This window comes from Lysobacter sp. Root983, assembly GCF_001429345.1.
Classification (GTDB): Bacteria; Pseudomonadota; Gammaproteobacteria; order Xanthomonadales; family Xanthomonadaceae; genus Lysobacter.
Genome location: NZ_LMJO01000018.1, coordinates 65,661 through 77,480 on the forward strand (window position 1 = coordinate 65,661; position 11,820 = coordinate 77,480).

An 11,820-nucleotide genomic window follows, 5' to 3' on the forward strand; every position below is an offset into this window, starting at 1 on the left:
GCGAAATTGCAGGATTGGGCAACGATTCGACAGCATCGTACTAACTGCCGACGCCCCCCGGGGCCTAACGTACGCCTCACCCCCCGACCCGACCGGGCCCGCCCCGGCGCGGCGCGCGCGCGCCCCGCCCCGACGTCCCCGGCCGAGGTTCCCTCGCACCGGGAAACGCCGCGATGTGGATCGTTCAATACGCGCTGGACCGCCGCTACACCATCGGCGTGCTGGCTATTCTGATCCTGCTGTTCGGTACGTTGTCGGCGCGGCGCATGCCCACCGACATCCTGCCCGAGGTCGGCATCCCCTCGATCAACCTGATCTGGACCTACAACGGCCTGCCGGCCGCGGACATGGCCGCCAAGCTCACCTCGTTCTCCGAGGTCGCGATCATGAACACGGTCGACGACCTGCGCGAGGTGCGTTCGGAGTCGATCAACGGCGCCAGCATCGTGCGCATCGACTTCCAGCCCACGGTCAGCCTGGACCGCGCTCTGGGCCAGATCACCGCGGTCTCGCAGACCATCCTGCGGCGCATGCCGCCGGGCACCTCGCCGCCGCTGGTGATCCGCAACAACGTCTCCAGCACGCCGGTGCTGCAGTTGGTGCTGTCGTCGGACTCGCTGACCGAAGCGCAGTTGTACGACTACGCGCGCCTGCAACTGCGCTCGCAGATCCAGACCATCCCCGGCATCCGCCTGACCCTGCCCTATGGCGGCGCGGCGCGGCAGATCATGGTCGATCTGGATCCCTCGGCGCTGCAGACCTACGGCCTGACGCCCAGCGACGTGACCTCGGCGCTGGAACGCGGCAGCCCGACCCTGCCCTCGGGCGCGATCCGCGAGGGCGGGCGCGAGCTGCAGATCTCGCTCGACACCAGCCCGGCGACCGCGGCCGACTTTCTCGATCTGCCGGTGACCGCGCGCAATGGCAGCGTGATCTACGTGCGCGACGTCGCCTCGGTGCGCGACGGCGGCGCGCTGCAGACCAACGTGGCGCGCATGGACGGCTCCAGCGCGGTATCGGTGGCGCTGATCAAGCTCGGCGGCGCGTCCGCGGTCGAGATCGTGCGCGCGGTGCGCGAGCGCCTGCCCGAGATCGAAGCCTCGGCGCCGCCGGGCATGCGCATCCAGCCGATCTTCGACCAATCGGTGTTCGTCGATCACGCGATCGGTTCGATCCAGCATGAGGCGTTGCTGGTCGGCCTGCTGGTGGCGCTGGTGGTGCTGGTGTTCATCGGTTCCTGGCGCTCCAGCCTGATCGTGCTGTCGGCCATTCCGCTGGCGCTGCTGGCCTCGGTGTCGCTGCTGCACCTGCTGGGCTACACCTTCAACGTGATGACCCTGGGCGGCCTGGCGCTGGCGATCGGCATCCTGGTCGACAACGCGGTGGTGGACGTGGAGAACACCAACCGCAACATCGCCCTGGGCAAGGACGTGCGCACCGCGATCCTGGACAGCGCGCGCGAGGTGGTGTTCCCCGAGTTCGTCTCCACGGTGGCGATCTGCATCGTGCTCACCCCGATCCTGCTGATGACCGGCCTGTCGGCCTGGGTGTTCACGCCGCTGGCGCTGGCGGTGATCTTCGCCATGGCGGCCTCGTTCCTGCTCTCGCGCACCCTGATCCCGGTGCTGTGCTATCTGCTGCTGCCGGCCGACATCGAAAGCCGCGCGCGCCCGCGTTGGCGCGCCGAGCGCGCCCTGCTGGCGATCAACCACCGCGTCGAGCACACCCTGGAATCGCTGCGCGAGCGCCATCACGACCTGCTGGTGCGGCTGGGCCACCACGGCGGCGTGCTCGCCCTGGCCGCGCTGCTGACCGTCGGCGTGGGCGCGGCCTCGGCGCTGATGCTGGGCCGCGAGTACTTCCCCCAGGTCGATGCCGGCCAGCTGCGTCTGCAGGTGCGGATGCCCTCGGGCATGCGCCTGGAAGAGACCGCGGCGCGCCTCACCCAGATCCAGCGCGAGATTCGCGACATCATTCCCGCGCGGGAACTGGAAACCGTCTACGAACAGATCGGCGTGCCCGACGCGGTCAACCTGGCGATGGTCGACAGCGCCGTGGTCGGCTCCTTCGAGGCCGAGGTGATGCTGCAGCTGCGCTCGCCGCACGCGCCCAGCCGCTTGTACCTGCAGCGACTGCGCGAACGCATCGCGCAGAAATTCCCCGACGTCAAAGTGTTCGAGCGTCCGCCGGACGCGACCAGCCGCACCCTGTCCGGCTCGGCCGCGACCATGCTGGAGATACGCCTGGTCGGCCGCGACAGCGCCGGCAACCTCGCCCTAGCGCGCGAGATCGAACAGCGCCTGCGCCAGGTGCCGGGCGCGGTCGACGTGGCCCTGCGTCAGGTCCTGGATCTGCCCGAGTACCAGGTCAAGATCGACCGCACCCGCGCCGCCCAGCTCGGCCTGGACACCCAGCAGGCCAGCCGCGCCGTGCTGGCGGTGCTGGGCTCGGCCGGCACGGTGTCGCCGGTGTACTGGACCGACACCGTCAACGCGATCGCCTACACCGTGCAGGTGCAGGCGCCGCCCGCGCGCCTGGGCGACATCGACACCCTGTTGAACACGCCGCTGCGCATCGGCGCCAACGGCCAGGCGGTGCTGTTGCGCAATATCGCCACCGTCACCCCGCGCACGGTGCCGGCCAGCATCGGCCGCACCACCCTGGCGCCGACCATCAGCGTGCTGGCCAATGTGCAGGGCACCGACCTGGGTTCGGTCTACGATCGTCTGACCACGATCACCCATGAGCTCGAAGCCCGCCTCAAGCCTGGCAACCGCATCGAGATCGCGGGCCAGGCCGGCGAGATGCAAAGCGCCTACGGCGAACTCGCGGCCGGTCTGCTGATGTCGGCGGTGCTGGTGTTCCTGGTGCTGGTGGTGAACTTCCAGTCCTGGATCCAGCCGCTGGTGGCGATGTCGGGCCTGCCGATCGCGATCGCCGGCGCCGCCTTCGGCCTGTTCGCGACCGGCACGCCGCTGAGCGTGCCGGCGCTGATGGGCGTGATGATGGTGATCGGCGTGTCGACCGCGAACAGCGTGCTGGTCACCAGCTTCGCGCGCGGCCTGATCGCCGAAGGCCACGATCCCGAACTGGCCGCCTACGAATCCGCCGCGGTGCGCCTGCGCCCGGTGCTGATGACCGCCAGCGCGATGGTGCTGGGCATCGTGCCGATGGCGATCGGTCTGGGCGAGGGCGGCGAGCAGAACGCGCCGCTGGGCCGCGCGGTGATCGGCGGCCTGCTGTTCGGCACCCCCGCCACCCTGGTGCTGGTGCCTTCGATCCTGGCCGTGCTCGGCCGCCACATCAAACGACGCGCGGCGCGCCACGCGCACGCCGTACCCACCGCCGCCGGCGCCGCCGAGGCAGGAGCGACCCCATGAATCTGCTCATCCATTCCGACCGCACGCTCGCTCGCTCCGCCCGCGCCGCGGGCGCCTTGAGTCTGGCGATCGCCCTCGCGCTGGGCGCGGGCTGCAGCCGCAGCGAAGCCGAGACCACGCCGGCCAAGGGCCTGCCGGAAGTGCTGGCGGTGGCGGTGAAACCGGCCGACAGCGAACTCGAACTGCGCCTGCCGGCGCGCGCCTACGCCGGCGAGTCGGCGCAGATCTACGCGCGCGCCACCGGCTTCGTGCGCGAGCGCCAGGTCGATCTGGGCGATCGCGTCGCCGCCGGCCAGGTGCTGGCGACGATCTCCGCGCCGGAAGTCGATCAGGCCGTGCGCGAGGCCGCGGCCGATCTCAACCAGGCCAACGCCGATCGCGAGCTGGCCCAGGTCAACTTCGACCGCGCCCAGGTGCTGGTCGGCTCGGGCGCGATTTCCAAGGAGATGTACAGCGACCGCAAAGCCAACCGCGACGCCGCCGCCGCCGCGCGCGCGGCCGCCGAGGCGCGTCTGACCAGCGCGCGCGAGCGCAGCGCGTTCCAAAGCGTGCGCGCGCCGTTCGCCGGCGTAGTCTCGGCGCGCAATATCGAGCGCGGCGACCGCGTGGTCGCCGATTCGGCGGCCTCGGCGCTGCCGATGTTCGAGATCAATGCGCTGGACCCGCTGCGGATCGTGATCGACGTGCCGCAAAGCGCCGCGCTGCAGGTGCACGCCGGCCTGCAGGCGGAAGTGCGCTTTCCGGAATTGCCGGGCGAGACCTTCAAGGCCGAAGTCGCGCGCAGCGCGCAAAGCCTGTCGCGCGATCTCGGCGCGATGCGCGTGGAGCTGCGTCTGCCCAACGCCGATGGCCGCATTCCCGCCGGCATGGTCGGCGAAGTGCGCCTGAAGGTCGCGCGCGCCGCGCCGGCGGTGCTGGTGCCGGTCTCGGCGGTGATCCAGGGCGGTGCCGGCCCGCGCGTGGCGGCGCTGCGCAAGGACGCGACCCTGGAGTTCCGCAGCGTCGCCCTGGGCCGCAACCTCGGCGGCGAGATCGAGATCGTGTCCGGCCTGGCGCCGGGCGATACCGTGGTGCAGGCGCCGAACGCGCTGCTGGGCGAAGGCGACAAGGTGCGGATCAAGCCGCCGGCGGCACCGGGCAAATCCTGAGTATCGCCGCGCACGCGCGCGGCGCTTGGTCCCCACGGCTCTAAGGCTTCGCGCCGCCGGTCAGGGCGCGCACGCGTTCGCTGTCCAGCAGCGCGATGCGGCTGTACTCGACCCGGATCAGCCCCAGCGCTTCCCAGCGGTTGAGCTCCTTGCTCACGCTTTGGCGGGTCGCGCCGATCATGCGCGCCAGATCCTCCTGCGGCAGGTGCAGGTCGATCACGATGCCCGCGCCTTGGGTCGCGCTGCCGTACACGCCGGCCAGTTCCAGCAGACGCTTGGCCAGCCGCGCCGACAACGGCAGCGTCATCATGTCTTCGACGAAGTCCAGCGACATGCGCAGGCGCCGGCACAGCAGTTTGGCGAAGGCCCGGTAGAGCTGATGGTGCTGGTCCAGCAGCGCCATGAACTTGGCCCGCGGCAGCAGCATCACTTCGGTGTCGCCGACCGCATGCGCGTCCTGCGGGCGCGGGCTGGCATCGAACATCGACACTTCGCCGAACCAGCTGCCGGGTTCGAACCAGGTCAGCAGCACTTCGCGGCCGTCGGCGTGGGTCAGGCTGATCCGGATCCGCCCGCTCACCACGCCGTACAGGCCGTCGGCGTCGTCGCCGCGCGCGTACAGCAGCTCGCCGTGGCGCAGGCGCTTGCGCAGCGACATGCTCGCCAGCAGGGCCGTCACTTCGGGCGGCAGGTCGCGCAACCACGGGTCGGCGTTCGCGTTCGACAAGGGCATGGCCAGAGTGTCGGCAATCCGACGGACTCCGTCCAGCGCGGCTGCTAGCGTGCTGCGCTTCTGGTCCGAGGCGAAGCCATGAGCACAAATACGCATGCTACGAGTGCCGGATTTTCGGCGGAAGAATGGGCCCTGCGCGTGGATCTGGCCGCCGCTTACCGGCTGGTCGCCCTGTTCGGCTGGGACGATCTGGTGTTCACCCACCTCAGCGCGCGCATTCCGGGCCCGGAGCACCACTTCCTGATCAATCCCTACGGCTACATGTTCGACGAGATCACCGCCTCGTCCCTGGTCAAGATCGACCTGCAAGGCAACAAGCTCGACGACTCGCCGCATCCGGTCAATCCGGCCGGTTTCACCATCCACAGCTGCGTGCACGCCGCCCGCGAGGATGCGCAGTGCGTGATGCACGTCCATTCGATCAACGGCATCGCGGTCTCGGCGCAACAGCAGGGCCTGCTGCCCTTGTCGCAGCAGTCGACCCTGGTGCTGTCGTCGCTGGCCTACCACGACTACGAAGGCCTGGCGCTCAACGAGGACGAAAAGCCCAGGCTGGTGCGCGACCTCGGCGACAAGACCTTCCTCATGCTGCGCAATCACGGCCTGCTGACCGCCGCGCGCAGCATCGCCGATGCCTTCCTGGCGCTGTACATCTTCGAGGCGGCCTGCATGATCCAGGTGCGCGCGCTGGCCGGCGATCGCGCGCTCGTCCGCGTGCCGCAGCCCATCGTCGACGGCATGCAGGCCCAGGCCGCGCAGGTCACGCGCGGCCTGGGCGGCGCGTTGGTGTGGCCGGGGCTGCTGCGGCGTCTGCAGCGCTTCAACCCCGGTTACGACAGTTGACCTTCGGGGCCGGTTCGGGCGTCAATCCAGAATCAGCGGATTCCCACTCTCCGGCCCAAGGGTAAGCAGGCATGGAAGACAGCCGTTTGTTGCAGGTGCTGCTGCCGATCGCGATCGCGTTGATCATGACCGGCATCGGCATGTCGTTGACGCTCGCGGATTTCCTGCGCATAGGCGAACGGCCCAAGCCGGTGCTGGTCGGTGTGCTCGGCCATTATCTGTGGCTGCCGGCGCTGGGCTTCTTCATCGCCTGGGCGTTCGCGTTGCCGCCGGAATTCGCGGTCGGCCTGGTCCTGGTCGCAGCCTGTCCCAGCGGTTCTTCCTCCAATGCGCTGACCTACCTGGCGCGCGGCAACGTGGCCCTGGCGGTCAGCCTCACCGTGATCAGCGGCCTGGTCACCTTCCTGAGCGTGCCGTTGCTGGTCAATCTGGCCCTGCAGTGGTTCGCCGGCGAGCGCGCCGATCTGCAGGTGCCGTTCCGCAGCACCGCGCTGCATCTGGCCGCATTGGTGCTGGTACCGATCCTGGTCGGCATGGGCGTGCGCCGCCTGGCGCCGGCGTTCGCGCTGCGGATCGAGAAATGGACCGGCGCGTTCGCGTTGCTGGTGTTGTTCGCGATCATCGTCGCGCTGATCGTCCAGCAATGGGCGAATCTGCCGACCTTGCTGCGCGGCGTCGGCCTGCCCGCGTTCGCGCTGGCCTGCGGCGCCACCGCCGGCGGCGTCGCCCTGGGCCGCCTGCTGCGCCTGGACCTGCCCGATGCGCTGACCATCGGCATCGAGGTCGGCGTGCAGAACGCGACCCTGGCCGCCCTGCTGGCGCTGAGCCTGATGAAGTCCGAGCAGATCGCGGTGCCGGCGCTGATGTACGGAATGATGATGTACCTGCCGGCCGCGGTAGTGGTGATGTACGGACGGCGCGCATCGCGGCGCGCGGCCGTGCCGGCGACCTAGCGCAAAGTTCCGGCGTTGCGACGGGCCGGTGCGCGCCCACGCCTCGCGGCCCGTAGGCTAGCTCGTCGCGGCACGTATGGTGGCCGCCTGTCAGCTCGCAAGCAGGAAGCCGCCATGCCCGTCGAGTCCGCCTGTCGTCCATCGAACTCCGCGCGCGGCACCGGCATCGGCCTGCGCCTGCGTTGCTTGGGTTTGGCCGCGTGCGTCGTCGCGGCGACGGCGCAGGCGCCGACCGAACCGGATCCCTTCGCCGCTCTGGATCACGGCCTGCGTCCCAGCGTGATCGCCGCCGGCCAGGCGCCGCCGCGTTGGTCGCTGGCCGAGCGCATGCGCCATTACCACGTGCCCGGCGTGGCGATCGCGCTGGTGAAGAACGGCGAAGTGGTGCGCGCAGCCGGCTACGGCGTGCGCGAGGCCGGCACCCAGGACAAGGTGGACGGCGACACGCTGTTCTCGGTGGGCTCGATCAGCAAGGTCGCCACCGCGACCACCACCCTGCGCCTGGTCGCGCAGAGGCGGCTGGATCTGGACCGCGATGTCGGCGACTACCTGCGGCGCTGGAAGCTGCCGGCCGCCGTCGCGGACGCACCGCCGCCGCGGGTGAGCCTGCGCATGCTGATGTCGCACACCTCGGGCCTGGGCGTGCACGGCTTCGCGGATTACCAGCCGAACGAAGCGTTGCCGACGCTGGTGCAGGTGCTGGACGGCCAGGCGCCGGCCAAGGGCGAAGCGGTGCGCTTCAAGCATGCGCCCGGCGCGGTCGTGGACTACTCCGGCGGCGGCGTCACCGTGGAGCAACTCGCGCTGGAAGACGTGTCCGGCCAGTCCTTGCAGGCGCTGGCGCAGGCGCAGGTGTTCGCGCCGCTGGGCATGCGCCGCAGCACCTTCGAAAGCCCGCTGTCGGCCGCGCGCGGCAACATCGCCAAGGCCCACGACCTCGATGGCGACCGGGTCGCGCTGCCGCGCGGCTGGGAGAGTTTCGGCGAGGGCGGCGCGTCCGGGCTATGGACCAGCGCGAACGATCTGGGCCGCTTGGTCGGCGCTTTGATCAAGAGCTATCAGGGGCGCGGCGATTTCCTGCCGCAGCCCTTGGCGACGGCGATGATGACCGAGGTCTCGCCCAGCGTATTCGGCCTGGGGCCGCGTCTGGGCGGCTCGGGCCAGAGCCGCTACTTCTTCCACATGGGCGCCAACGAAAGCTATTTGGCCCTGATGGAGGGTTATCCGGAAACCGGCGACGGCTACGTGGTGCTGACCAACGCCAGCAACGGCGGCGTACTGATCGACGAAATCCGCAATGCCCTGGCCGACGCGATCATGCCGGGCGCTCGCCCGCCGGTACGGGCGGTGGCCCAGCGTCTGCCGCCGTCGCCGGATTTTGTCGGCGCTTATCGGCTCGACCCGCAGACGCCGATGGATCTGCGCCGCGCCACCGCCGACAACTTCGATTACCCGGGCTTCCGCGTGAACGTCGCCGGCGACACCGTCGAGCTGCTGATGGCCGGACGCGAGCAGCCGGTGCGCTTGCAGTCGCTGGGGCCGGCGCGCTACGTGTATGCCGGGCTCTACACCATCGTCTTCGACTTCCGTCGCGACGCCTGGGGCAAGGTGCGCGGCCTGACGGTGGCGATCCCGGAAACGGATTCGGTGACCTACTACCTCAGGGAGTAGTGGAGGTCCGCGCTCGGCCGCGGCGCCGTGCAGCGCGCCCCGACCGCGAGGCGCTCGCAGCGCTCGTCGCCGCGCCGGCTATGGTGTGCCGGCGGCATCCGTCGGCGTCTGCGCCACGATCAGGTCGCCGGCGCGCGCGCCCGGTCGCACGGACCAGCCGGGCGCCAGATCGAGCCGCCAGCCCTCGCCCTTGATTCCGGACGGGTCCGCGCCTTTTACGGACACCGTCGCTTGTTTGGCGGTCAGCAACGCGCCGCCGCTGTCGACCTGCAGCGCGCCCCATTCGCCGGTCAAGCGCAGGGTCGGGTAGACCATGCCCAGCTCGCCCAGCGGGATCAGGGTTTGCGGATTGAACTGACGATTGCTCTTCTTGAGCGCGATGATCAGGACCGGGCCGTCGACCAGGCGCGCCGTCAGCTCCGCCGCCTGCGCGCGCTTTTGCCGGTCGCGCGCCTCCTCCGCCGATCGCAGTGCGCCGTCGTCGTAGTGCGTGGCGCGCGCGGCTAGCGTCTTCGGGTCCGGATCGGGCAGGCGCATCGCCGCACTCAACAACTGGTCCAGCCGCTGTCCGGAACCGAGCTTGTCGCGCCAGGCCGGATCGGCCTCGTCCAGCAGCAGGCCATAGGCCGGGCCGGTGGCGTACGCGAACGAACGCACGAAGCTGGGCGCCTGCACGAACGCGGACAGGTCGTACTCGGCGTGGGCGAGGCGCGCCTTGGGATCGTTGAGGCCGACCTTGACGCCGGTGTATTCGGGCACGCCCTCATTGATCTCGAGCTGGCCTTCTTCCAGCGCGGCCTGCGCGAACAGGCGATAGCGTTCGTGCCGGAACAGCAGCGCGTCGCTCAGGGCCGCCTGCCGCAGCGCGGGCGTCGTCGCTTTCAGGGCCTGCGCCAGGGCGCGCCATTCCAGCTGCAACAGATAGCGGCCTTCCAGCGTGTCCAGGTGCCGGTTGCCGACTTCGTTGCGAGTGAGGCCCAACGTCGGCTGGATGCGATGGAACAGCTCGTGCGCGATCAGCACCTGGCGTTTGTCCGCCTCCGTGGGCAAAGGCCACAGCAGCTGGGTCCAGCGCACGCCCGCCCATTCGGTGGGCGTGTTGGCGATGATCACGCTCTCGGGCAAGGTCCCGGCGAACAGCGCGCCGGACGCCACCAGCCGGCCTTCCTTGTCGGCGACGTTGGCCACGACCGAACGATCCGTGTAGTCGACCAGCAGGATCGGGCCGCACAAGGAGGTTCCCCACAGCGCGCCCTCGTCGCGCTCGCACAGGGCTTTCGCCTCGGCGAACACGCGGGCCGCGTCGGCGGGGTCGGGAGCGGCGGTGGCGCGCGACGGCAGCAACAAGGCGGCCAGGGCGACGGCCAGGGCGGAACGGGTCAGGCCGGAGAGCAGGTCCATGCGATCCCTCTACGATGGTTGTCGTACTTATCTACGACGCGCATCGTATATCAGGGCCGGGCGGGTGGCTAGCCGCGCGCATTCCAACGGATTCGCCCATTCGCGAACACCCGCAAGGACACCGCCGGGCGTCGGTTCGCGCCCAGCAGCAGGACCGTATCGCCCTGCTGGATGATGCGTTCGCTGGGCACGGCCTGGCGTTCGATCGAGGCCTGCACGACCCGGCCCTGGCGTATGCGCAAGGCGAAGCTGCCGGCCGGGTCGCGCGCGTTGACGACCACGGTGGGGCCGAACCCGCTGGCGATATAGCGGTCCTGCATGCGCGCGGCGTTGAGGCCGGGCGCGGCCAGGGCCAGCGCGGCGCCAAGCACCGCCAGCACGCCGAAGGCGCCGCCCGCGCGTGCGCGCAGCGACGGCGCGGCGCGCTCGGGCGACAGCAACCGATGCAGGCGCACGCTCAGCGCGGCGCCACCGGAAGACGCCATCGCGACCGGATGCGCATGGCGGTCTTCCGCCAGGCGCAGCAGCCCCTGCGCGAGCGTCTTCGCCGCGGCACCCCGACGCACCGCGGCCGCGTCGCAGGCGGCCTCGCGCTCGAAAGCGAGGCTGCGATACAGCGCCCAGGCTGCGGGGTGAAACCACACCAGCATCAGGCCCAGGCGCTGCAGCAGGTTGCAGGCGAAATCCTGCCGGCGCGCGTGCGCCAGCTCGTGCAGCAGGACGGCCTCGCGCTCCGCCGCCGGCAGGCGGGTCATGAAATCCGCGGGCACCATCAGGACCGCGCGCCGGAAGCCGATCACCTGCGGCCCGGCGACCGCGGCGATGCGCGTCTCCAGCCGACGGTGCCCGCCGTCGTTGACGCGCAAGCGATCCACGGTAGCGACCAACGCGGCCGGCGCCGCGTGCAGCGGCATGGCCGCCAGGCGCGCGAGTTCGCCGAACAACCCGATCGCCTGCCAGCCGGCGCCGCACAGCCAGCATGCCGCGACCGACGCCAGTAGGCCCAGGTAGGCCGCGCTCACCGTCGGCGGCGGCAGATCGATGGCCGGCTTCTCGCGCGAAATCTCGCCGCCCATGGTCGCGAACAACAGATGGAACGACACGATCGTGAGCACGGGCAGGGCCGCCAGCAGCGCGAAATGCGCACTGGCCACGCGATAGCGAAGGCCGGGGCGGGCAACGGGAATCAGCCGGCTGGACAGGCGCCACGACGACCACAGCAGGACGCCTTGCAGCAGCGTCCCGCCCAGAGCGAACGCCAGCAGCTCGAAGACGTACGCCAGCGTCGCCGGGGCCATGCTCAGTCGGAACCGGCTTCCAGCCGTTGGATCACCGCCTTGAGTTCGGCCAGCTCCTGCTGATCGATCGGGCGCGCGTCCAGGGCCTGCATGGCCAAGGCCAGCGACGAACCGGAGAACGCGCTGTCCATCCAGCCGCGCACCAGCCGGTTGAGGGTGGGGCGCTCGGACACCGCGGCTTTGTAGACATGCTGGCGCGCGTCGGTGGCGCGCGAGACCAAGCCCTTGGCCAGCATGTTCTGCAGGATCTTCAAGGCGCTGGTGTAGCCGGTGTCGGTGCCGGCGTACACCGCTTCATGCACCTGTTTCACCGTCGCCGGCCCGTCCCGCCACAGGATGCGCAGGATGGCGAGTTCGGCGGCGGTCGGTGGCGATTTCTTCACCGGATCAGGA

At 70.3% G+C, this 11,820-nt stretch carries 9 protein-coding genes; 5 read left to right on the forward strand and 4 right to left on the reverse strand.

Annotated features, from left to right (window positions below):
- Positions 1–173 precede the first annotated feature (173 nt).
- A complete protein-coding gene (locus tag ASE43_RS19000; protein ID WP_057161560.1) occupies positions 174–3,380 on the forward strand; it encodes an efflux RND transporter permease subunit in 3,207 nt (1,068 codons plus the stop codon).
- The gene (locus ASE43_RS19005; RefSeq protein WP_056177136.1) at positions 3,377–4,528 is read left to right on the forward strand and encodes an efflux RND transporter periplasmic adaptor subunit; all 1,152 of its coding nucleotides are present in this window, start codon (positions 3,377–3,379) and stop codon (positions 4,526–4,528) included. Before ASE43_RS19000 ends, ASE43_RS19005 begins: the two co-directional genes overlap by 4 nt.
- Before the next feature lie 40 nt (positions 4,529–4,568).
- Here the strand turns inward: ASE43_RS19005 and ASE43_RS22000 are convergent, their stop codons facing one another.
- A complete protein-coding gene (locus tag ASE43_RS22000; RefSeq protein WP_056177134.1) occupies positions 4,569–5,261 on the reverse strand; it encodes a Crp/Fnr family transcriptional regulator in 693 nt (230 codons plus the stop codon).
- Between the two features lie 78 nt (positions 5,262–5,339).
- Here ASE43_RS22000 and ASE43_RS19015 point away from each other — a divergent pair, with 78 nt between their 5' ends.
- From ASE43_RS19015 to ASE43_RS19025, 3 genes are all read left to right on the forward strand, one after another.
- Positions 5,340–6,104: a class II aldolase/adducin family protein gene (locus tag ASE43_RS19015; protein ID WP_056177131.1), complete on the forward strand. Its 765-nt coding sequence runs from the start codon at positions 5,340–5,342 to the stop codon at positions 6,102–6,104.
- 71 nt (positions 6,105–6,175) lie between these two features.
- Complete coding sequence (locus tag ASE43_RS19020; protein ID WP_056177129.1) at positions 6,176–7,057, forward strand: bile acid:sodium symporter family protein; 882 nt, start codon at positions 6,176–6,178, stop codon at positions 7,055–7,057.
- Between the two features lie 114 nt (positions 7,058–7,171).
- The gene (locus ASE43_RS19025) at positions 7,172–8,728 is read left to right on the forward strand and encodes a serine hydrolase domain-containing protein (protein ID WP_057161561.1); all 1,557 of its coding nucleotides are present in this window, start codon (positions 7,172–7,174) and stop codon (positions 8,726–8,728) included.
- 78 nt (positions 8,729–8,806) lie between these two features.
- Here the strand turns inward: ASE43_RS19025 and ASE43_RS19030 are convergent, their stop codons facing one another.
- The 3 genes from ASE43_RS19030 to ASE43_RS19040 all read right to left on the reverse strand — a co-directional run bounded on the left by ASE43_RS19030 (position 8,807) and on the right by ASE43_RS19040 (position 11,810).
- A complete protein-coding gene (locus ASE43_RS19030) occupies positions 8,807–10,129 on the reverse strand; it encodes a hypothetical protein (protein ID WP_082607383.1) in 1,323 nt (440 codons plus the stop codon).
- A 68-nt stretch (positions 10,130–10,197) separates the two neighbouring features.
- Positions 10,198–11,427, reverse strand: coding sequence for a M56 family metallopeptidase (locus ASE43_RS19035; protein ID WP_057161562.1), 1,230 nt, complete (start codon positions 11,425–11,427; stop codon positions 10,198–10,200).
- A gap of 2 nt (positions 11,428–11,429) precedes the next feature.
- The gene (locus ASE43_RS19040; RefSeq protein ID WP_200943975.1) at positions 11,430–11,810 is read right to left on the reverse strand and encodes a BlaI/MecI/CopY family transcriptional regulator; all 381 of its coding nucleotides are present in this window, start codon (positions 11,808–11,810) and stop codon (positions 11,430–11,432) included.
- Positions 11,811–11,820: the final 10 nt, after the last annotated feature.

Excerpts from the sequence above, each read along its gene's own strand:
- ASE43_RS19000 (WP_057161560.1), top strand. The coding sequence starts at position 174 with ATGTGGATCGTTCAATACGCGCTGGACCGCCGCTACACCATCGGCGTG.
- ASE43_RS19005 (WP_056177136.1), top strand. The coding sequence starts at position 3,377 with ATGAATCTGCTCATCCATTCCGACCGCACGCTCGCTCGCTCCGCCCGC.
- ASE43_RS22000 (WP_056177134.1), bottom strand. The coding sequence starts at position 5,261 with ATGCCCTTGTCGAACGCGAACGCCGACCCGTGGTTGCGCGACCTGCCG.
- ASE43_RS19015 (WP_056177131.1), top strand. The coding sequence starts at position 5,340 with ATGAGCACAAATACGCATGCTACGAGTGCCGGATTTTCGGCGGAAGAA.
- ASE43_RS19020 (WP_056177129.1), top strand. The coding sequence starts at position 6,176 with ATGGAAGACAGCCGTTTGTTGCAGGTGCTGCTGCCGATCGCGATCGCG.
- ASE43_RS19025 (WP_057161561.1), top strand. The coding sequence starts at position 7,172 with ATGCCCGTCGAGTCCGCCTGTCGTCCATCGAACTCCGCGCGCGGCACC.
- ASE43_RS19030 (WP_082607383.1), bottom strand. The coding sequence starts at position 10,129 with ATGGACCTGCTCTCCGGCCTGACCCGTTCCGCCCTGGCCGTCGCCCTG.
- ASE43_RS19035 (WP_057161562.1), bottom strand. The coding sequence starts at position 11,427 with ATGGCCCCGGCGACGCTGGCGTACGTCTTCGAGCTGCTGGCGTTCGCT.